The following is a 20,631-nucleotide window of genomic DNA, read 5'->3' as shown; positions in this document are numbered from 1 at the left end:
GGAAAGACATGCCCGTTCGGCTGAAAAAACTCATAGGCACATTTCTGCTTGTAGCGCTTGTGATTATCTATGCAGTTTTCGCAACAATAATCGCTGTGGCGCAATTGGCAGAATCACCAGCCTGGGTGCACCTGCTCTACTTCTTCCTGACCGGACTTCTCTGGGTTCTGCCTGCTATGGCCATTATCTGGTGGATGGCACAGCCCCCACGCAAGAAACGTCATTAGAGCGCATTTCGATCTGAATGAAGCAGAGCGAGTACAACAATCAAATCGCCAGCCTTACTGCGCGTCCATCAGAATAATGACGTCCTCATAACCACTTTGATCCATATCAAGTGCAGCTGCTGCCACACTTTCATCATCGGGTTCGATAATATTGATGATGATTGCTGTTAGAGCATCCACAATGCAATGTATCTGGCTGGATGTAGACGGACCGCACTCCAGCACCACAAAATCATATATAGTTTCCAGCGCTTCAAGAATGAAAGGCAACCGGCCGGCTGAACGCATTGCCCTTTCAGGATTAACTTTTCCAAGCGGCATAATATGTGCCCGTGAAAAATGATCCGCATGGATTGCGTCGTTGAAGCGCCGCTCTCCTGCAAGAAGCTCTGTAATGCCGGCATGATCATTGCTTTCAAGCATCGCTTGTCCCAATATACCATGCGCAGTCATATCTATAAAAAGAACACGCTTTCCACGATCAGCAAGCTCCCTAACCAATCGGACAGTGTAGACAGAAGCATCATCACCTTCAGGAGAAACCGCAACCACGCGCTTCATCCTCGATAACACAAGATGATCGGCAACAGTTTTCACGCCATTGGGATTATCGACGGGATTATCGACATCGCTTGAACTATTCTCCTGAGAGCTTTCAAACGCATCTGACATAAAGGGGGATGTCCAACGTTCCATCGGCCGATCTCCCGATACCGAATCTTTTTTCAATCTATCCTTAAAATTCATATCAGTTGCCGCTTCAATCATCCGTATATCAATCGCTTTCACTCTCGCATAACCCGAGTGTCAAGCCGTGCATAGAGCTCAAATCATAACTGGAAAGAAAGTTTTTCATCGGAACCGGCATTCTTTTACCAGCCATTAACCTTAATCAATAGATAACGCTATTGTCAGGGCGTGGATATTGCCATCCGAACCTGCAAATACAGCAAAGCTTTTCGGAAGAAACCGAGGCGAATATGACAATGCAGAAATTTCATAAAAAGCGCAAAAGCAATGTAGCGTTTATTGTGCTTGGCCTTGCGGCCATGACCCTTTGTGCATGTTCCAGCTATCGCCCTGCCCCGGATGCATTTCACGCGGCCCTTAATGAACCCTATCTGCTTAATGCTGGTGATCGTGTACGTATTACAGTGTTTGAGCAAGCAGGCCTCACCAATAATTACTCTGTTGATCAATCAGGATATATCGCATTTCCGCTGGTTGGCAGTATTCCGGCAAGCGGCAGAACCGTCAAACAGCTTGAAGCGACAATCGCATCCAAGCTCCGCGGTGATTACCTGCGTGATCCTGATGTGAGTGTAGAGGTTGACCGCTATCGCCCGATTTTCATAATGGGTGAAGTGGGTGGTGCAGGCCAATACGCCTATGTGCCCGGTATGACCATTCAAAAGGCAATCGCTGCGGCTGGTGGCTTTAGCCCGCGCGCCAATCAGGAAAATGTCGATGTTACCCGGACAATTAATGACAAAGTCATTACTGGCCGTGTTGTCATTTCCGATCCTATTCTGCCAGGAGATACGATTTACGTGCGAGAGCGGCTGTTTTAAAGACGCCTGCCACTCGATAAACAATACCTGCCTGCATTTGCTGTTCTCACTTTAAGCAACAGCGCAATCTATAGAATTGATTTACCGTAAGACACATTCCTGACAGCCTCTTCGCCACCAGCATTTTTTAATCAGTATTTCCTTAGGATTTGCCTTTATAGATAATCTGATACTTAGATTATTAGGGGTAAACCGTGCGGAACAACGAGACGCCTTCTCCAGTCGAGCCAGAGGCCAACCATTCAGGAACTGCGGATATTTCTAATCCCAAAGAGAGTGTTGCGTTAAACTCAATGGCGCGCCAGATGGCTGCGCAATATGCAAGTGACAATCTCTCACCAACCATGCTGAGCGGTGTCATACGCCTGATTGAATTTGGCATCATATTTGTTACTGGCGTCTTGAGTTTTGCGTATTATGTAAATTTTCAAAGCCCTCATTTATTCTATTATTTCCTGACTATGATTGTTGGCGCCGGTCTGTTTGTGCTGCTGATGGAAATCAACAACGGCTATCAGATCAATATCCTGCGCAGCCCAAGCCGCCACCTTAAGCGTGTCATTATCAGCTGGATTTCCGTGCTAGGCGCTATTGCCATTACCGGTTTTCTATTCAAGGTTTCATCGGATTTTTCGCGTGTCTGGTTTTTAATATGGACCCTGAGCAGCCTGATCATTCTCATCACTACACGGCTGTTTATTTCCTGGAAAATTCGCCGATGGGCACGCAATGGCATTCTGGAGCGCCGTGCGGTAATCGTCGGCGGCGGTCCTAATGCTGAGGCCCTGATCCGCCTGCTTGAACAGCAAGTGGATAATGACATACGAATTTGCGGCATATTCGATGATCGCGACGACAAGCGTTCTCCGCCTATCGTGGCAGGCTATCCCAAACTCGGAAATATCCAGGAGTTGATAGAGTTTGCACGAATTGCCCGCATCGATATGTTGATCGTTTCATTACCGATCAGTGCTGAAGAACGTATTTTGACAATCCTTAACAAGCTCTGGGTTTTGCCGGTCGATATCCGCCTGTCGGCAGTCAACAGCCACCTTCGTTTCCGTCCACGCGCCTATTCATATATCGGCACAGTGCCGATGCTCGATATTTTTGACAAGCCGATCAATGACTGGGATTCAGTCGCAAAACGCATTTTCGATATCGTCTTCAGCCTGCTTGGCATTATTGCGCTCTCCCCTGTCATGCTCGCAACAGCAATTGCTATCAAGCTCGACAGCAAAGGGCCGGTGATTTTTAAACAAAAACGTCATGGCTTTAACAACGAAATCATCAATGTCTGGAAATTTCGTTCGATGTATACCGAGCACAGCGATCCAACAGCACGCAATCCTGTGACAAAAAATGATCCACGTGTCACACGGGTCGGGCAATTTATACGTAAGACATCAATTGATGAGCTGCCACAATTCTTCAACTCTCTAACCGGATCATTGTCTCTCGTCGGGCCACGTCCACATGCTGTAACGGCACACACGCATAATGTGCTTTTTAACGAAGTCGTTGATGGCTATTTTGCCCGCCACCGCGTCAAACCGGGTGTTACCGGCTGGGCACAGATCAATGGCTGGCGTGGCGAAATCGATAATAATGACAAGCTTAGGATGCGTACAGAATATGATCTCTACTATATTGAGAACTGGTCGCTCTGGTTTGATTTGAAAATTCTGTTTCTCACACCAATCCGATTATTAAATACAGAAAATGCCTATTGAGAGGTTCGCTCATAGTGCGAAATATTCAGTATTTTCAGATTTTACAGAACTGAAATATACAACAAACTTATGCAGCATTATCATAGGCTGAACAAATTTACGGAAATTCACAGTGCAGTTCCTAATTTACACTACTGCCGCTATATTTGAGATTGCCGGATGTTTTTCGTTCTGGGCATGGCTCAAGCTCGATAAGTCACCACTATGGTTATTACCAGGCATTCTATGCCTTGCCCTCTTTGCTTATCTACTTACACTAATTGAAAGCTCTGCTGCGGGTCGCGCTTATGCCGCATATGGCGGGATTTACATTATTGCATCAATCGTCTGGATATGGGCGGCTGAAGGCATGCGCCCTGACCGGTGGGATATAATCGGAGCAATAATCGCCTTCACCGGGACCTGCATTATCCTGTTTACACCACGCACATGACAATCATCATCATAAAGCACGCTCTGAGAGCAGGGATTTATTAGATTTAAGTCATTGATTTAATGGTCGGAGCGGCGGGATTCGAACCCACGACCCCTTGACCCCCAGTCAAGTGCGCTACCGGGCTGCGCTACGCTCCGGACCATGAAAAAGCCCTAAGATATAAAGGGTTAAACTGCAAGCCCTTAAAATAGGAAAAAAGAACAAACTGAACACAGATGCATCTCGTGGCGAATGTCAGAACCCAAAACGCCATGGTACTTCTTTTTATGTTCTCAAACCAATCTTGTGAATTGACTCTTTCCGTCCGTAAAAAACAATAAGGGAACAAAGAAGACGATATGAGGAGCGGCGTCTGCTTAACCAAGCAGAATATGAACACAGTTATGCAAGAAATTGGATACGACAAATAGGTTGATCTGATAGCCTCGCGAAGGTGTACGTTATCCCTGATTCAATAGTAGGAGCAGTACAATGGACCAGTTTCTATCGGCCCTTCAAGAAGCCTTAAGTGCTGACAATTTCAATGTTTGGCCGCACATTATTACCATGGCAGCAGCCTATATCTTGGCTCTACCTATCGGCTGGCATCGTGAGATCGAAGAGCGTAGCGCAGGTCTGAGAACTTTTCCTCTGGTTGCTGTTGCCAGTTGTGGTTTCATTAAGGCCACAGAGGGCTTGACCGTAGACAATCCAGAAGCACTGGCTCGTATCGTCGAAGGCGTCATCACGGGCATGGGCTTTATTGGTGGTGGGGCTATTCTACGCCTAAGTTCGTCTGTTAAAGGAACCGCCACGGCTGCGAGCCTTTGGGCGACTGGTGCAATAGGAATAGCCTGTGCTCTTAATGCTTTCGACGTCGCGATCATCATCATGGTATTCGCACTGATAACACTCGCCCTGTTTTCTCATAGGAAAGACGACATCAAAACACCGTCTTCCTCTGCCACTGAACCCAAGCCGGATGATGCAGACGCTGCTATATAGATCATGCAAACCTTTATATGTTCCGGCTGTTTAGAAAGGCGCGTTCTATCCACTGCCTGTCTCGGTCATGGCATGGCTTGCAGGGGGCTGGAATGGTCCTGACCAGAATGCTCGCTCATCGCCGTGGCATGGGTCTATGTGGTCACAGACTATCAGACTTGTATCTGCTTCTATTTCCTGCACATCAAGCATGTGATCGTAGACAACTTTTAGATGTTAACCTATTCAATAGATTTCTAATGCGCATCAACAATTCTGAGCTATCATTTTGGATAGTATTAACAGACCATTTATCGGAGAGCTCATGTTAAGATTTGCAGCAGTTGCTTTAACAACAATATTGTTCTCAAGCACAGCCTTTGCATCATCCACTGAATGCGAAGATGCGCAAGACCAGACAACCATGACAAAGTGCGCTAATGATGAATTGTCTAAAGCCGATAAACAACTAAACACAAACTACAAAGAAATCGAAAAACGCCTCGCGGACGATGATGAGGCTAAGCGTTTACTTGTTACTTCACAACGTGCATGGGTTAAATTCAGGGACGCTGAATGTAACTTTTCCTCATCCGCCACGGTAGGCGGGAGCATACACCCAATGATGCTTGCCTCATGCAGAGCGCAATTAACTGAGGACCGTAACAAACAATTCATGAACTATCTGAATTGCGCTGAAGGTGATTTAACCTGCCCAGTTCCTTCAGGCGGTTAAACTGGATCGCCCTATTGGGATCGAACCAAGACACCCGCATTCAAAGTGCGTTGCCCTACCGTTGGGCTAAGGACGTGAATTGAAACCATTTTTCGGGCTTCCGCAATATGGTCAGAACGGTCGGACACGAACCCGACTGGCTAGCGGGTGACTGCATCTAGCATCAGCGCATCGCAATCAACCAAGCTACCGATGATCCCCTGCGCTTCTGCTTTCAGCGCCGCGTTCTGATTGAAAATCCGCTCATGCACAATGTGCAGATGTGGCAGACCCAGGCATTCACCGCGTCTCGCATATTCCGTTGATCAATGCTGCACCCAAAGAAGAGATTTTGTATCAATGCCAAGCTTCCGCGCAACTGAAAGAGCTTCGTTTTTCAGTTGATTTGAAAGCTTGGGCTGGCGAGAAAGAACCCAGAAGTACTTCTTCGGATTATCACCAGCCACGATTGACCATTGATAATTCCGATCAAGTGCAACAATGTTGTAGCTACCGTAAAAAGGACCAAAAAATGAAACTCTCAACGCGCCCACATCTGGGCCATTAGCAAACTTCGCTTTACCCGTAGCGCTTCTAAAACGTCCCTTCGCGGGATCGTAACCTGCATTAATAACCTTAATTGTACCATCACCATTAAGAGCATATTCTGCAGTGACTTTACTCATACCTTTTTCAAAGCGGTTTTCAACACGAGCAAGCTCATACCATTTTCCTAAATAGCGCTCAGCGTCAAATCCAGTGACTGGGTGCAATGCCAATTCTGGTTGACTGGTCTTACATGCAGTCAAAATAGCCAGACCTGCTAATGCAGATATAATACCCCAAAATTTTAGTTTCATTGGACCATCTCCAGAGTCAGATGGTATAGATATCTCTTTTCATTAATGTTTCAAGGCAATGCGTATCATATTATGCGAGGCCGGTCCCTCTGGCCCAGTTCGCTGCACGCAAGATCATCTTTCAGACTTGTGCGCCTCGCCTTCCGTTGAGGACCGGCCTCAATTTCAGTCAGCTACTTTTCTGACTTTTGTATCTGATGGGTAATCTTAAGAATGGGTATTACCGGCAGCTTATCATCAGCAGCCCCGGAGCAATCCAATCTTTCCAATTGAAGCGATGGAGCCAGATATGACGGCTTCTTGAATAATTTAATTTCGCCAAAAGCTTCCCAACCTGGACGCTTTGAAAGGTAATTATCTAATCCGTTTTTATTGAGAGGAATGAATTTGCAACTGATCACAACATGACTTTCCTGATCTGCGGAGTGCGCCGATACGCAACTCAACAGAACTACAAACGAAGATAATATCAAATCAACTCGTCTCATAGAAACTCCCCTGCAATAGAGGAGTTTAAGGTTAGCTGTTTCTGCAATCAGTAAAACCGCAATAAACAGGCAGCTAAAATAAAGGTATAAGATATATAAAAAGCGGCTCGCAAGCCCTGTAATCTATTCTGGATGCAATTATCCATTCTGAAACTATGTGAAGATTGTTCCGTATCTAGTGATTTTACAAGACATTCATGCGATTTTTCTACGCTTTTGTGTAAAAAGTGGCGATGAACTGCATTGCAGGCAAGACGAATGCCCCCGAGATTGTGAGAAAAGAACTGATCGCTCTCAAGCATAAACTGAAAAGCTGCTCAAAGATCCCCTTCTCTGGTTTCCACAACCTCTAGATGTTAGTTGACTCTTTTTCTGAATGAGAACATAATAAGAACATTATCTATCAAACGGAATATGTTCCTTAGTGTCTATGCACTCGGGACAAGTTTCGTGCGCTCTATATTCTGGAGTTAGAAATGCGCCTGCCTGAGACGATTGAACGGCTGTATCTCGACTTTGACGGCTTCTTCGCGTCGGTCGAGCAACAGTGCGACAAACGTCTGCGCGGCCGGCCAATCGGCGTTGTCCCTTTTGCCGGCACCAATCGAACCGCCGTGATCGCTTGCTCGAAAGAGGCAAAAGCAATGGGCGTCAAGAATGTGATGTCGATCAAGGACGCATTACGGGTCTGTCCTGATCTTGTGCTCGTCCCGCAGAAGCCAGACCTTTACCGGCGTGCGCACAACGCCCTGCTCTGCGAAATCGAAACAGTCATCGCAATTGATACGGCCAAGAGCATTGATGAACTGACATGCGTGCTGGATGACAGCGGCAAGCGAGATCCTGAATTGCTGGCAGCAAAGATCAAATCTGTCATTGCTGAGAATATAGGCCCATACATCACCAGCTCAATCGGCTTTGCCGCCAACCGTCAGCTTGCAAAGATCGCATGCAAGGCGGGAAAAGATGAAAACAAACGAAACGGCCAATATGGCAATGGTCTCGCAATCTGGTGGCCGTCAGTCATGCCAGACCCACTATTGCGTATTGAGTTGGAAGATATACCCGGCATAGGCAAAGGTATGGCCAAGCGTCTCTACCGCAATGGCATATTCACAACCACGCAGCTTTACGCAATTCAGCCCAAACACATGCGAAAGATATGGAAGAGCGTCAATGGTGAGCGTCTTTGGTACGCTTTGCATGGTTATGACATTCAGGCACCGGTTCAACAGCGCGGCATGTTCGGCCATGGACGCGTGCTGCCACCTGAAGCACGTTCAATAGACGGTGCCTATGAAATATCCCGGCTGTTACTCACCAAGGCCGCACGCCGTTTACGCCGTGAGAATTACTATGCATCAGGCTTGTGGCTTTGGTTGTCTGTGCGCGATGGCTCATGGTTTGGCAAACATCATCTGCCAGTCGTCAATGACGATCAGGCCATTCTTGCAACTCTTCGGATACTCTGGGATCGCGTAAAGCTCGATCATCCAGGAGGCGTGACGATCTTTCGGGTTAGCGTCACCCTGTATGATCTGTCACCAGCCGGTGAAAGGCAGGTTGATCTGCTCGATAATGACGATGAGCTGCGGCAGAAATGGGAGAAGGCAAATAACGCCGTCGATACCATCAATACCAAATATGCAGGCACGATTGTCAGTATGGGAGAATGGAAGCCGCCAGCAGGCGGTCATATTGGTGGAAAGATCAGCTATGTCCGTATTCCATCGGCAGAGGATTTCTGGTGATGGGCAACTGGAAAACCAAGATCAAGGTTGGTGATCTTGGTGACGATCAAAGATTGGAGATGATCTGTAAAAAATGCGGGCGCCTTACCTATATAGATAAGCAGTTAATCTGCCAGTCAGTGGATCGATCACAGCAATATCTGGATGAGGTCGAGGCGAAGGCACGATGCAAAGCACGTGGCTGCAACGGTAAAATGCGTATGGCAATGGAACGATTGAAAGAGCTAAGCGGATTTGTAGGAGGACTGGCTTGATTGAACAGCCTGCAATCATATTGCAATCATTGGTTGATGGTCAGCAAATTAAATCAGTCACCCTGAATTTACCAATCCGGCGTGATCGATGTTTCCGTGATGGCTATATGAGAATTAACCGCAAGGTGGTGTGCGGTTATATTGTGCGGGCTTACGCATATGGATGGATCCAAGATGCTTTAATCATCACAGCCATGCCAGAAGATGAACTACAGAATATCCTTGATGATCTGTTTGTCTCTGAGAGCAATCTTTTCTTCGCCCCATAATCACCGCCCTTCTTGCGTTCATTGTCGCGCAGTTTCATTGCCCATGATGAGGATAGTACGGGCAAGCAAGCTAGTATGGTGGATTTGAAGTTCGTATCACTTTGGAGCAAGACTTTGATTAAAGACGTTCGTTTCGCTCCAGACTTGCAGATTGTAAAAAAATTGTTTATTTGAGGATTGCGTGGGACGACCCGCGCCTGTGTTCACATAGGGGACGGCCCCATACCCTGAGGAGCACAAAATGGCATGGGTTTATCTTGCAATCGCAGGTGTCCTTGAAATCATATGGGCCTATTACATGAAAAAGTCAGAGGGATTTTCGCTTCTGACACCTACTCTGATCACTATAGTAATGATGATCGGTAGTTTCGCTTTGCTCTCTATTGCCATGCGCAGCCTGCCACTCGGCACAGCTTATGCTATCTGGACCGGCATTGGCGCACTTGGCGCATTTGTTGTCGGGATACTCATTCTGGGAGAAGCAGCTACCTTTTTCCGCATCCTGAGTGCGGCGCTCATCCTTGCAGGTATCGTCGGCCTGAAACTATCCTCGACATAAGCAAAGATAAAGGGAGGCATTTGCCTCCCTTGTTTATACGATATCAGCGAACCTGATCCAGAAGTCGCTTGCATTCAAGAAGATCGAATAGCGCCTCCTGCAACAGGCCCCGATTGTCTTTGGATGGACGTTTGCCATCAGCACCAATCGGGCCGTCCTCCTCGCCTTTAAGCAGACCAAATAATTTACGGGCGGATTGCGGAGCCTTGATCCCGTTAGGCAGCGTCATTTCATGATCAGCCGCATTTTCCAATGCCTGCTTTTCACTTGCAGCCTGTTTCTGGCGGGTAATTGCTTCAATCGCCTGCACGTCGCCATTACCAAGAGCGATAATAAATTGCGCGTTGTTTTCGCGCAGCAGGCGCTGCACGCCCTTGATAGTATAGCCCTGATCATAAAGCAGATGACGAATGCCCTTGAGCAACTCAACATCAAGCGGACGATAGTAACGGCGTCCACCACCACGCTTCATAGGTTTTATCTGAGTGAAACGCGTTTCCCAGAAACGCAGAACATGTTGCGGAAGATCAAGACTTTCTGCAACTTCACTTATAGTCCTGAATGCATCAGGGCTTTTATCCATATTTTGCCCTTTCCAGTGGTTTGGCTCTGCCAAGAGGCGAACCCTGCCAGCCCAGATAGTTCAAATGGCCATGGGTACATCATTGCGTACCAGCCATAATATCATAATAATCGAACGCCGTTTAACATAAAAAAATTGAACGAAAAGCCCCAACTTTTCGGTTTCTTATATTAGCAAAGCGACTCGCTATTAGCGATGATTATATAATATCAGAACTTTATAAGCACCCCTTCAAATACAACAGGAAGAAGTACATTTTCAGGATGCTATAACCACTGGATATAAAAAACACAAAACTGTCAGATATAAAGGCAATCAGATCAGAACATAGAGAATCTTTTTATTAAGAAAAACAGCTATTTAGCGCCTTTCGCACCACGCTTCTGATGCTCTTGCAAAATACGCTGTTTGAGTACGTTTGATGCTTTGAACGTCATGACACGGCGGGGGAGAATTGGAACTTCCTCACCGGTCTTCGGATTGCGCCCAATACGCTCGTTCTTGTCACGAACCTGAAACGTCGCAAAAGATGACAGTTTTACTGTTTCACCATTCACGATAGCATCACAAACTTCGTCGAGAATCATTTCGACCAAAGCCGCCGACTCTGTCCGGGACAAGCCTACCTTTCGATAAACTGCCTCTGCCAGATCAGCACGTGTGACCGTCTTACCTCCCATAACCGAACCTGCCTGGTTAGTGTTTGAACAGATAATATCCTTAAGTGACAGGAGGTTACACAGATAATTGCGCTTCGGTCAAGCCGCGAGTTTCCTCACGGCCTATCATTTTTCGAATTACCAGCGCAACAAAACTGCACCCCAGGTAAATCCGCCCCCCATAGCCTCCAGAAGAACGAGGTCGCCCTTCTTGATCCGGCCATCTGCAACAGCAGTCGCAAGAGCCAGCGGAACAGAAGCTGCGGAGGTATTTCCGTGGCGATCGACGGTAATAACAACTTTTTCCTCGGCAATATTGAGCTTTTTAGCGGAAGCATCAATAATACGCTTATTGGCCTGATGGGGTACGAACCAGTCAATATCCTCAGCAGTCAGGCCCGTTTCGGTAAATGAAGCCTCGATCACATCGGTAATCATACCAACAGCGTGCTTGAAGACTTCACGGCCTTCCATGCGCAAATGACCAACAGTCTGTGTTGTAGATGGACCACCATCGACAAAAAGCTTCTCTTTATGATTGCCGTCAGAGCGAAGATTAGCTGCCAGAATGCCGCGATCTGACGTCAGCCCCTTGCCTTCTGCTTCTTCCAGCACGATTGCACCCGCACCATCACCAAACAACACGCAGGTCGTGCGATCATTCCAGTCAAGAATACGAGAAAAAGTTTCTGAGCCAATGACCAGAACCCGCTTGGCGAGACCGCCGCGAATATAAAGATCAGCCGTGGTTATGGCATAGATAAAACCACTACAAACGGCCTGCAAATCGAAAGCGAAGCCTGTCGTAATACCCAGTTCATGCTGAATTTCGACAGCGCTTGCCGGAAATGTATGATTAGGCGTCGAGGTTGCCACCAGCACCAGATCAATATCGGATGCTTCAATCCCGGCATTTTCCAATGCAGCACGTGCAGCCGCAGCACCGAGCGACACGGTTGTCTCACCATCACCTGCTATGTGACGTTGACGAATACCTGTGCGCTGGACAATCCATTCGTCTGAGGTTTCTATCACACCTTCAAAATCGGAATTCTTCATGATCCGCTGGGGGAGAGCAGAACCTATTCCTCGTACGACAGATCTTATCATTGTATTTTCCTGTCCCAGAGCGCTTTGCATTTAACTGTACTCACAGTTTTCGCTCTATCTCTTTATTTTACACATGTCATGATCGGAAAACCGGTTCCCACTTTTCCCAGACATGCTCTAGCCTGATGACAGCAAACCCACGTCTGCCAGTCAAAATTCTCGCCTTGTTACAGGCCAATAATCATTTGGCTGCTTCGCTGGCGTCATTGCCCGCAGTCTGCAGATGACTATGGTGGAAATGCGCCAAATCCGCTTCTATCTTTTCAAGAAGCTTGTTGCGAACCATGTCATAACCAACCTCAACCGCCGAGCAAAAGCCATCGGCAGTCGCACCGCCATGGCTTTTAATGACAATGCCACTCAATCCAAGAAGAACGCCACCATTGACCTTATTGGGATCCATCTTCTCGCGAATGCGATCAAACGCGCCCTTGGCAAAGAAATAGCCGATTTTTGAAAGCAATGTGCGACTCATAGCCTGACGCAGCAGGGTTGCCATCTGTCGCGCGGTGCCTTCCGCAGCCTTCAATGCAATATTACCGGTAAAACCTTCGGTAACGACCACATCAACCGTTCCTTTGCCGATGTCGGTGCCTTCGACGAATCCGGTATATTGCAAACCATCGAGCGGCATATCGCGCAGAATCTGACCCGCTTCCTTGATTTCATCAAGACCTTTGATTTCTTCAGTGCCTACATTGAGAAGCCCGACAGTGGGCTTGCGAATCTCGAACAATGCACGCGCCATACCCGCCCCCATCACGGCATAGTCAACAAGCTGACGCGCATCGGCACCAATGGTTGCGCCAACATCCAGCACAATGCTTTCACCACGCAAAGTCGGCCAGATACCGGCAATTGCCGGGCGCTCGACATCCGATAACATGCGCAGACAGAATTTGGACATCGCCATCAGTGCGCCGGTATTGCCTGCCGAGACACAAACATCAGCATCGCCTGTTTTCACAGCTTCAATGGCCTGCCACATGGATGACTTGCCACGACCGGCGCGCAATGCCTGACTTGGCTTGTCATCCATCTTGATAGCAACCTGACTGGCCCGAAACTCGGATGCAGCCTGAAGCTTTGGATAAAGTGCAAGCACCGGCTCGACCTGCCCGGCCAGACCAAAAAAGATAAACCGGATATCAGGATGACGCTCAAGCGCCTTCGCCGCACCTGGGATGACCACTTCAGGGCCAAAATCACCGCCCATGGCGTCAATCGAAATTTTTATCACTCTTGATTAATCCTGTGCGATCCCTTGCCCCCAACCTGTTGTTTCAAAAACAGAGGGCTTTTCCGCGAAAATAGTGTTTTTCCAGTCGCGCACAACCAGTTTCTATCAAGCATCGGTTAAATCAGGGCTTATTCGACCATTCCGAGAGCTTTGCAAAAGGCGAATCAGGCTTTTCTTCATCGTCAACATCGCCAAAAACAACCGGCTCAGTGCTATCCGGCAGCCCCGGTTTGCGTGGATAGGGATCAAGTGCCAGCTCAAAAAACTCTTCTGCCACAGCACCTAAATCAATTTTATCGCCAACAAATGTCTCTGGAATGTCTGCGCCTTCCGCATCAAGCAGCAATTCACCACTCTCATCAAGCTGGATTTTAGCAAGACGAGAATCCTCCGGCACAAAAATCGTATCGACCTGCTCATCAACTGTTGCATCCAGCGGCTCAAGCGTGGCTACACATGACTGCACCACATCTGCCTTGATCGTTCCACGAATGCGAATGCCACGTTTTTTCCAAGGGGTGAGCAAAAATTCGGCATCAAAGGATTTGACCGACATAAGGTCGTGCTCGGCTGCCAATGCAGCTCTTTCCTTTTCATTGGTCCCAATCTTCACCGTCAACCCCTTGTGGGGGAGATGAAGAACCGGAACAGGATAGGTCAGCGCCGGTTTATCAGTCATCGTCATGTGCCTTTTTCTCGGTATCAATTGGCATGAATGCCATGTCTTCGACATTCATATAGGAAATATTGCCTTCTGCCAAAACGCCGTCATCTGTTGTTGCAAGCTGATCGCGGCAGGCAAAAACATATTCACTCAAATGATGGGAATAAGGCCAGAATTCCAGATCGGGCTGAATATTTCGGGTCAGAGCCGCTGCAAGTGCACTTTTGTCATTATTGTCCAGCGCGGCGCCATAGGAGCTGACACGGCCATAAAACATGCGTGCAAGCTTCTTCATACGCTTTGGTACACCCTGATCACCGATTCCCAATTCACGCAGAGAATGGTCCACATCCTTGAAGAATTCGTCTGCAATGTCTTGCGCAAGGGGCATTAATGACGAATTTTCCCCTTTCATACGATGAAGAACCAGAAAAATATGAAGCGACAGCATTTCATATCGGCCCAATGGGGTATCAGGCACCTGAAATTGCGCAAAAAAGCGTTTTTGCCGCGCCGCTGCCACGATCGTCTCGTAAAGACGGAGCACAATTGTCTCATTTTCTTTCGTTTTGCGGCGAAAAAGTCGAAGAATCATTCCTGTACGACCGTACTTGTTGCATCCAGAAGCAAGGTGGTTTACCGAAGTTCTCCTGACGGCGAAAGTGCCGCGCTGATATTAGAATGTATGGAGAGGTCTTTGTTGCAGCGAATTTTCCCAAGCGCACGCAAACAGCGTGCCCTTCTCGCAGGCACAGCAATTCTCTTTTCGGCGGCTCTTGCCGGATGTAACACTGCATCCACGCTAAATCCGTCGGAAACGATTACAGAGGGTTATGTGCTTGATCAGGAAGCGCTCGATTCGGTGCCTGTCGGCTCCAGTCGTGAACAAGTGCTGCTGGCTCTTGGTACGCCTTCCACCACCGCAACCTTCGATAATGAAGTGTTTTATTACATTTCGCAGAAGCGTTACCGTGCGGCTCAGTTCATGAAGCCGAAAATTATCGACCGTCATATTCTCGCTATTTACTTCGACAAGGATAGCAAGGTCGAGCACATTGCAAATTATGGCCTGCAAGACGGCAAGGTCTTTGATTTCGTGTCCCGCACAACCCCAACCGGCGGCAAGGATCAGACCTTTATCGGCCAGATCATTCAGGGTGTTTCCAAAGCTCCGACATCGCTTCCAACCGGTATGAGTGCAGGCGGAAACAACTAAATTTGCAAAATCGATTACAAAAACCCGCCTTATGGCGGGTTTTTTATTGTTTCATATCACGCGGAATGCGCCAGCACTGCGAGCAGCAAAAGTGCCACAATGTTGGTAGTCTTGATTGCCGGGTTAACGGCCGGACCAGCGGTATCCTTGTAAGGATCTCCCACCGTATCACCCGTTACAGACGCTTTATGCGCTTCAGAGCCTTTAAGATGTTTCACGCCATCAGCATCGGTGAAACCATCTTCAAAGCTTTTCTTGGCATTGTCCCAGGCTCCGCCACCCGAAGTCATCGAGATCGCCACGAATAATCCATTGATGATGACACCCAGAAGCGATGCGCCAAGAGCCGCAAAAGCAGCAGCTTTTGAGCCTGAAATCAACAACACTCCGAAATAGACAACCAGTGGAGCCAGTACCGGCAGCAATGACGGAATAATCATTTCCCGAATCGCCGCCCTGGTAAGAAGATCAACAGCACGCGCATAATCCGGGCGATCCTTACCCGTCATGATACCCGGTTTTTCCCGGAACTGACGGCGCACTTCCTGCACCACAGCGCTACCTGCCCGGCCAACGGCTGTCATCGCCATGCCGCCGAAAAGATAGGGAATCAGACCGCCGAAAATCAGACCGGCAACGACATAAGGATTGGAAAGCTCAAACGATACCGGTCCCATATCGGAAAAATACGGATAGGTTTGTCCATTTGCTGCAAAATAAGCCAGATCATTGGAATAGGCAGCAAACAATACCAGCGCACCCAGACCGGCTGAGCCAATGGCATAGCCCTTGGTGACGGCCTTGGTCGTATTGCCGACGGCATCAAGTGCATCGGTCGATTTACGCACCTCCGGGTCAAGCCCGGCCATTTCAGCAATGCCACCCGCATTATCCGTCACCGGACCAAAAGCATCAAGCGCCACAATCATACCGGCGATTCCCAGCATGGCAGTTACCGCAATTGCTGTGCCAAACAGTCCTGCAAGCTGATAGGTGCCAATAATACCACCAATAATCACAATGGCAGGCAAGGCAGTTGATTCGAGCGAAACGGCCAGTCCCTGAATGACGTTGGTACCGTGCCCTGTCACAGATGCCTGGGCAATAGAATTGACCGGGCGCTTGTTGGTACCGGTATAATATTCAGTAATCACAACTATCAGGCCGGTGACAATCAAGCCGATGATGCCGCAAATGAACAGATTGGTGCCTGTCACTGATTGTCCGGCGACAATCCCCACCTCACCCCAGCCAACGGTCAGGGTATTGGCAATGGCAAGCCCGGCGACAGACAAAAGCCCCGTTGCGATCAGCCCTTTATAAAGGGCGCCCATGATCGAACCGTTGACGCCCAGTTTGACAAAAAACGTTCCGGCAATCGATGTAATGACGCAAGCTCCACAGATGACCAGTGGATAAAGCATAACGCTTGAAAGCACGTCTGAGCCTGTAAAGAAGATCGCAGCCAGCACCATTGTAGCAACAACCGTCACAGCATAGGTTTCAAACAAATCGGCTGCCATGCCTGCACAGTCACCGACATTATCGCCAACATTATCAGCAATAGTTGCAGGGTTGCGCGGATCATCTTCCGGTATGCCGGCTTCGACCTTGCCGACAAGATCGCCCCCAACATCGGCGCCCTTTGTGAAAATACCTCCACCGAGCCGGGCAAAGATTGAAATCAGCGAAGCGCCAAAGCCAAGAGCCACAAGTGCATCAATAACAGTGCGGTCAGACGGCGCATATCCAAGCCAGAAAGTCAGTATGAAATAATAAACCGACACTCCAAGCAATGCGAGGCCTGCCACAAGCATACCGGTAATGGCCCCCGATTTGAAAGCAATCTCCAGACCATCGGCGAGACTAAGAGACGCGGCCTGTGCGGTTCGTACATTGGCACGCACGGAAACATGCATACCAATAAAGCCCGTCAGACCAGAGAGGACAGCTCCGATAAGGAAACCTATGGCGGCAGTGATAGACAGCAGATACCAGACTGCCAGAAACACAACGACGCCAACGAGTGCAATTGTTGTATATTGCCGCGCAAGATAGGCTGCCGCACCTTCACGAATGGCACCGGCAATTTCCTGCATCCGCGCAGTGCCCTGATCAGCAGCCAGCACGGAGCGAGTCGCCCATATCGCAAAAAGAACAGAAAACACACCGCAGGCAATGACGAGAAGAAGAATTCCAATTCCCATTTAGGCCAACTCCCATTGTGCTGGCGCCAGAGAAGGCCGGATCGCTCACAAGGGTGACGATTGCCTGCACCATTGGCGCATGAAAAGCCCGAACCCTCCCCGGGCAAGAATTCGCGACATGGAAGTGCCGGAAGCCGACTATTCACCGGGCTTCATCAGCGTATTTAATTCTTTCAATATCAACCTTGAGGAAATGATCCGGCAGATATTTTGCAGTTCAGCATTCTCAATGCCGCCCTTTCAGCATGCGCAAGCAGCATTGAAAGGTCAAGCCGTTGTTTGTTAGCCTAAAAAGCAAAAAGGCTGCGATCTCTCACAGCCTTTTATTATCTCAGACGCTTTTTATTACTTGCCGCGAGGTCTTGTACCCCGGCTTTCGCCACGAAGCTCAAAAGCAAGCCGGTCAAGCACCGCATTGACGAGCTTTGGCTCCTCTTCCGTGTAGAAAGCCTTGGCAATATCAACATATTCCGAAACGATCACTGCTGTTGGCACGTCCTTGCGGGTCTGCAACTCCCATGCGCCTGCACGCAGGATTGCTCGCAAGGTTGAATCAAGACGAGACAGCGGCCAATCTTCGGTCAGAGCCTGATGAATCATCGGATCAAGCTTGAGCTGATTATCGACAACCCCTGCAACGATACCGCGGAACCATTGTGCGTCGGCATCAAGATATTGCGTACCATCAACTTCCTTGCCAAGACGATGCGCTTCGTATTCCGCCACCACTTCCATGACACCGGTACCGGCAACATCCATCTGGTAAAGTGCCTGCACCGCGGCAAGACGTGCGACACCACGTTTATTGGCTGCACGGGGGAGATTAGGATTTGAGCGGCCTTCAGAAGAGGAAGTCATCGTCTCAGGCTCCAAGTTTCTTGCGAAGTTCAATCATGGTCAGGGCTGCACGGGCTGCAAATCCACCCTTGTCCTTGTCTTCGCGACGTGCACGAACCCACGCCTGCTCGTCATTTTCAACGGTCAGAATACCATTGCCAATGGCAAGGCCTTCTTCAACCGCAAGATCAGTCAGGGCACGGCAGGATTCATTGGCAACAATATCAAAATGATAGGTTTCACCACGAATAACGGTGCCAAGTGCAACAAACCCATCATAGTCAGTGCCACCATTTTCTACGCCATCAAGAGCAAAGGAAATCGTGGCCGGCACTTCCAGCGCACCGGGTACAGTCACAACATCATAAGTCGCGCCTGCCGCATCAAGAGCAGCCTTTGCGCCATCGAGAAGCGCATCGGACAGATCCTCATAAAAACGCGCTTCGACAATAAGCAAATGCGGCGCATGCGCCTCGTGCTTGGACATGACAAACTCCATGACAGAAATCGCGGACCGCAAATCATGCGATCAACGCCAAATTCAAAAAAACGGCTTAGGGTTTCTAGGCTCTAAGCTTATTTCTTATATTGCGCAAGCCTTGCTGCGTAACGGGCCAGTTGATCTATCTCAATATTGATCTTGTCACCGGTTTTCCGATCGCCCCATGTGGTCACTTCCAGCGAATGACGGATGAGCAGAACATCAAATTCATTGCCATTCACGCCATTAACCGTCAGCGATGTGCCATCAAGTGCAACAGAACCCTTTTGGGCGATAAAAGGCGCCAGCTCTTCAGGTGCACGCAGGGTAAAGCGGACAGCATCGCCCTCTTCCTTGCGTTCGACAATTTCTGCCTGCCCGTCAATATGGCCGGACACAAGATGTCCACCCATTTCATTACCAAGCTTGAGCGAGCGCTCCAGATTAATGCGGGTGCCATTTTCCCAGCTTGAAATCGTCGTCAGACGCAGCGCCTCTTCCCAGGCTTCAACCTCAAACCAGCGGGCATTGGTACCTTTTTCCGGCAATGCCACCACAGTCAGACAAACACCGGAACAGGCGATCGAAGCACCAAGTTCAATCGTTTCAGGATCATAAGCCGTTTCAATGCGCAGCAACACACCTTCATTCAGCGATTTGATACGATCAACCTTGCCAATGTCGGTGACAATACCTGTAAACATCAAGTCTTCCTTACATATTCCACATAAGCATCGTCGCCATATTGCGCTTTACGCGCAATCACAAATTTATCAGTGATATGGGATTCGAGATCCGCCACAGCAACCCCATCCGCAGCACCAATTTCGACTGGCGAGCGGAAAAGCACAATGCGATCGACCAGATTTTCCTTTAGAAAACTGTTCGCGACACTGGCTCCACCTTCAACCAGTACTGAGGAAATGCCCTGTGCAGCAAGATCATCCATCAGCTCGGGCAAGGCAATGCGACCTTCGTCGCTCTCAGCAGCGATGATGCGACACCCTGCCGCCTGCATTTCATAACGCCGTTCAGCAGCCACATGCGCACAGCAAGCAAGCCATAATGGCAGCGCGTCTGCACTGCGCATAAGCTTTGAATCGAGCGGGAGCTTCAATCCACTATCCAATACGAGACGGATTGGTGATCTTTGTTCCAAGCCCGGAAGGCGGCAATTCAGAATTGGGTCATCGGCAATAACTGTTTCAACGCCGATCAGGATCACATCGGTCTGTGAGCGCAGAATATGCGACTGGGCACGCGCAACCGGGCCTGTGATAGCCACCTGTCCCTCGCCCTTTTTACCAATGTAACCATCGGCAGAAAGTGCAAGTTTAAGAATCACTTCCGGGCGTTTTCTGGAAGATCGATTCAAGTAGCCTGCAAGATCATCAGACGCCTTGTCCGACAATATGCCCGGCACCACTTCAATGCCCGCTTCCCGCAGAATGGCAAAACCTTTTCCGCTTACCCTTTCATCGGGATCAGTCGCGGCCACACACACACGGGCGACACCGGCCTGTACCAGCGCTTCGGCACAGGGGGGAGTACGACCATGATGGGCGCAGGGCTCAAGCGTGACATAAGCAGTAGCGCCACGCGCCGCCTCACCCGCATCCGCCAATGCCTGTGGCTCTGCATGAGGTCGTCCGCCGATTGCTGTAACGCCACGCCCGACAATGACACCATCCTTAACAATGATCGTGCCTACGGACGGGTTTGTGCCTGTAAGCCCCTTGTTACGTCGGGCAAAACGAATGGCTGCTTCCATGAAGCGCAGATCATGCGGATATATTATCTGGCCCATT

General features: G+C 48.9%; 25 protein-coding genes and 2 tRNA genes. 12 read left to right on the top strand and 15 right to left on the bottom strand.

Going from position 1 to position 20,631, the window contains the following annotated elements:
* Nucleotides 1-8 precede the first annotated feature (8 nt).
* Complete coding sequence (locus FHY56_RS10250; RefSeq protein WP_140905076.1) at nucleotides 9-227, top strand: DUF2842 domain-containing protein; 219 nt, start codon at nucleotides 9-11, stop codon at nucleotides 225-227.
* 54 nt (nucleotides 228-281) lie between these two features.
* Here FHY56_RS10250 and FHY56_RS10245 read toward each other — a convergent pair whose 3' ends face one another.
* A complete protein-coding gene (locus FHY56_RS10245) occupies nucleotides 282-788 on the bottom strand; it encodes a tyrosine-protein kinase family protein (RefSeq protein ID WP_158447756.1) in 507 nt (168 codons plus the stop codon).
* Between the two features lie 425 nt (nucleotides 789-1,213).
* Between FHY56_RS10245 and FHY56_RS10240 the strand changes: the two genes are divergently transcribed.
* The 3 genes from FHY56_RS10240 to FHY56_RS10230 all read left to right on the top strand — a co-directional run bounded on the left by FHY56_RS10240 (nucleotide 1,214) and on the right by FHY56_RS10230 (nucleotide 3,964).
* On the top strand, nucleotides 1,214-1,798 hold the full coding sequence (locus FHY56_RS10240; RefSeq protein ID WP_140905074.1) for a polysaccharide biosynthesis/export family protein: 585 nt from the start codon (nucleotides 1,214-1,216) through the stop codon (nucleotides 1,796-1,798).
* Nucleotides 1,799-2,055: 257 nt separating this feature from the next.
* Nucleotides 2,056-3,531, top strand: coding sequence for an undecaprenyl-phosphate glucose phosphotransferase (locus FHY56_RS10235; protein WP_235889477.1), 1,476 nt, complete (start codon nucleotides 2,056-2,058; stop codon nucleotides 3,529-3,531).
* Nucleotides 3,532-3,643: 112 nt separating this feature from the next.
* Entirely contained in the window at nucleotides 3,644-3,964 is a 321-nt protein-coding gene (locus FHY56_RS10230; RefSeq protein WP_140905073.1) for a YnfA family protein, read from the top strand.
* A 63-nt stretch (nucleotides 3,965-4,027) separates the two neighbouring features.
* Here FHY56_RS10230 and FHY56_RS10225 read toward each other — a convergent pair.
* A tRNA-Pro gene (locus FHY56_RS10225) sits at nucleotides 4,028-4,104 on the bottom strand.
* 334 nt (nucleotides 4,105-4,438) lie between these two features.
* Here FHY56_RS10225 and FHY56_RS10220 point away from each other — a divergent pair.
* On the top strand, nucleotides 4,439-4,951 hold the full coding sequence (locus tag FHY56_RS10220) for an MgtC/SapB family protein (protein WP_140905072.1): 513 nt from the start codon (nucleotides 4,439-4,441) through the stop codon (nucleotides 4,949-4,951).
* Nucleotides 4,952-5,255: 304 nt separating this feature from the next.
* Nucleotides 5,256-5,666 carry a lysozyme inhibitor LprI family protein gene (locus tag FHY56_RS10210; RefSeq protein ID WP_140905071.1) on the top strand — a complete coding sequence of 137 codons (411 nt, stop codon included), beginning with the start codon at nucleotides 5,256-5,258 and terminating at the stop codon, nucleotides 5,664-5,666.
* Between the two features lie 2 nt (nucleotides 5,667-5,668).
* On the opposite strand, the gene FHY56_RS10205 is transcribed toward FHY56_RS10210, so the two are convergent.
* Both FHY56_RS10205 and FHY56_RS10200 read right to left on the bottom strand, forming a co-directional pair.
* A tRNA-Gln gene (locus FHY56_RS10205) sits at nucleotides 5,669-5,742 on the bottom strand.
* A gap of 229 nt (nucleotides 5,743-5,971) precedes the next feature.
* The gene (locus tag FHY56_RS10200) at nucleotides 5,972-6,505 is read right to left on the bottom strand and encodes a lipocalin family protein (protein ID WP_140905070.1); all 534 of its coding nucleotides are present in this window, start codon (nucleotides 6,503-6,505) and stop codon (nucleotides 5,972-5,974) included.
* 964 nt (nucleotides 6,506-7,469) lie between these two features.
* Here FHY56_RS10200 and FHY56_RS10195 point away from each other — a divergent pair.
* The 4 genes from FHY56_RS10195 (at nucleotide 7,470) to sugE (ending at nucleotide 9,826) form a co-directional block, all read left to right on the top strand.
* Nucleotides 7,470-8,744, top strand: coding sequence for a Y-family DNA polymerase (locus FHY56_RS10195; protein WP_140905069.1), 1,275 nt, complete (start codon nucleotides 7,470-7,472; stop codon nucleotides 8,742-8,744).
* Entirely contained in the window at nucleotides 8,744-8,998 is a 255-nt protein-coding gene (locus FHY56_RS10190; RefSeq protein ID WP_140905068.1) for a hypothetical protein, read from the top strand. The genes FHY56_RS10195 and FHY56_RS10190 overlap by 1 nt, the downstream gene beginning before the upstream one ends.
* Nucleotides 8,995-9,267 carry a hypothetical protein gene (locus tag FHY56_RS10185; protein ID WP_140905067.1) on the top strand — a complete coding sequence of 91 codons (273 nt, stop codon included), beginning with the start codon at nucleotides 8,995-8,997 and terminating at the stop codon, nucleotides 9,265-9,267. The genes FHY56_RS10190 and FHY56_RS10185 overlap by 4 nt, the downstream gene beginning before the upstream one ends.
* 241 nt (nucleotides 9,268-9,508) lie before the next feature.
* The gene (gene sugE, locus FHY56_RS10180; RefSeq protein WP_140905066.1) at nucleotides 9,509-9,826 is read left to right on the top strand and encodes a quaternary ammonium compound efflux SMR transporter SugE; all 318 of its coding nucleotides are present in this window, start codon (nucleotides 9,509-9,511) and stop codon (nucleotides 9,824-9,826) included.
* Nucleotides 9,827-9,869: 43 nt separating this feature from the next.
* Here sugE and FHY56_RS10175 read toward each other — a convergent pair whose 3' ends face one another.
* The 6 genes from FHY56_RS10175 to FHY56_RS10150 all read right to left on the bottom strand — a co-directional run bounded on the left by FHY56_RS10175 (nucleotide 9,870) and on the right by FHY56_RS10150 (nucleotide 14,677).
* Nucleotides 9,870-10,409 (bottom strand): MerR family transcriptional regulator, encoded by a 540-nt coding sequence (locus tag FHY56_RS10175; protein WP_140905065.1) that lies wholly within the window; start codon nucleotides 10,407-10,409, stop codon nucleotides 9,870-9,872.
* 356 nt (nucleotides 10,410-10,765) lie between these two features.
* Nucleotides 10,766-11,089 carry an integration host factor subunit alpha gene (locus FHY56_RS10170; protein ID WP_140905064.1) on the bottom strand — a complete coding sequence of 108 codons (324 nt, stop codon included), beginning with the start codon at nucleotides 11,087-11,089 and terminating at the stop codon, nucleotides 10,766-10,768.
* A 117-nt stretch (nucleotides 11,090-11,206) separates the two neighbouring features.
* Complete coding sequence (locus tag FHY56_RS10165) at nucleotides 11,207-12,178, bottom strand: beta-ketoacyl-ACP synthase III (RefSeq protein WP_140905063.1); 972 nt, start codon at nucleotides 12,176-12,178, stop codon at nucleotides 11,207-11,209.
* 181 nt (nucleotides 12,179-12,359) lie between these two features.
* Nucleotides 12,360-13,418 carry a phosphate acyltransferase PlsX gene (gene plsX / locus FHY56_RS10160; protein WP_140905062.1) on the bottom strand — a complete coding sequence of 353 codons (1,059 nt, stop codon included), beginning with the start codon at nucleotides 13,416-13,418 and terminating at the stop codon, nucleotides 12,360-12,362.
* Nucleotides 13,419-13,539: 121 nt separating this feature from the next.
* Nucleotides 13,540-14,097: a YceD family protein gene (locus tag FHY56_RS10155; protein WP_140905061.1), complete on the bottom strand. Its 558-nt coding sequence runs from the start codon at nucleotides 14,095-14,097 to the stop codon at nucleotides 13,540-13,542.
* Entirely contained in the window at nucleotides 14,090-14,677 is a 588-nt protein-coding gene (locus FHY56_RS10150; RefSeq protein WP_140905060.1) for a ubiquinol-cytochrome C chaperone family protein, read from the bottom strand. Before FHY56_RS10150 ends, FHY56_RS10155 begins: the two co-directional genes overlap by 8 nt.
* A gap of 102 nt (nucleotides 14,678-14,779) precedes the next feature.
* Here FHY56_RS10150 and FHY56_RS10145 point away from each other — a divergent pair, with 102 nt between their 5' ends.
* Nucleotides 14,780-15,298 carry an outer membrane protein assembly factor BamE gene (locus FHY56_RS10145; RefSeq protein ID WP_140905059.1) on the top strand — a complete coding sequence of 173 codons (519 nt, stop codon included), beginning with the start codon at nucleotides 14,780-14,782 and terminating at the stop codon, nucleotides 15,296-15,298.
* Between the two features lie 56 nt (nucleotides 15,299-15,354).
* Here FHY56_RS10145 and FHY56_RS10140 read toward each other — a convergent pair whose 3' ends face one another.
* Complete coding sequence (locus tag FHY56_RS10140; protein WP_140905058.1) at nucleotides 15,355-17,505, bottom strand: sodium-translocating pyrophosphatase; 2,151 nt, start codon at nucleotides 17,503-17,505, stop codon at nucleotides 15,355-15,357.
* Between the two features lie 118 nt (nucleotides 17,506-17,623).
* Between FHY56_RS10140 and FHY56_RS17795 the strand changes: the two genes are divergently transcribed.
* Entirely contained in the window at nucleotides 17,624-17,791 is a 168-nt protein-coding gene (locus FHY56_RS17795) for a hypothetical protein (RefSeq protein WP_158447750.1), read from the top strand.
* Between the two features lie 59 nt (nucleotides 17,792-17,850).
* On the opposite strand, the gene nusB is transcribed toward FHY56_RS17795, so the two are convergent.
* The 4 genes from nusB to ribD form a co-directional block, all read right to left on the bottom strand.
* Complete coding sequence (gene nusB, locus FHY56_RS10135) at nucleotides 17,851-18,363, bottom strand: transcription antitermination factor NusB (protein WP_140905057.1); 513 nt, start codon at nucleotides 18,361-18,363, stop codon at nucleotides 17,851-17,853.
* A 4-nt stretch (nucleotides 18,364-18,367) separates the two neighbouring features.
* Entirely contained in the window at nucleotides 18,368-18,829 is a 462-nt protein-coding gene (locus tag FHY56_RS10130; RefSeq protein WP_140905056.1) for a 6,7-dimethyl-8-ribityllumazine synthase, read from the bottom strand.
* 89 nt (nucleotides 18,830-18,918) lie between these two features.
* Nucleotides 18,919-19,527: a riboflavin synthase gene (locus tag FHY56_RS10125; protein ID WP_140905055.1), complete on the bottom strand. Its 609-nt coding sequence runs from the start codon at nucleotides 19,525-19,527 to the stop codon at nucleotides 18,919-18,921.
* Complete coding sequence (gene ribD / locus FHY56_RS10120) at nucleotides 19,527-20,630, bottom strand: bifunctional diaminohydroxyphosphoribosylaminopyrimidine deaminase/5-amino-6-(5-phosphoribosylamino)uracil reductase RibD (protein ID WP_140905054.1); 1,104 nt, start codon at nucleotides 20,628-20,630, stop codon at nucleotides 19,527-19,529. Before ribD ends, FHY56_RS10125 begins: the two co-directional genes overlap by 1 nt.
* Between the last annotated feature and the right edge of the window lies 1 nt (nucleotide 20,631).

It is taken from the genome of Brucella gallinifaecis (assembly GCF_006476605.1).
Lineage (GTDB): Bacteria > Pseudomonadota > Alphaproteobacteria > Rhizobiales > Rhizobiaceae > Brucella > Brucella gallinifaecis.
This window is presented reverse-complemented; position numbering and strand designations above follow the sequence as displayed.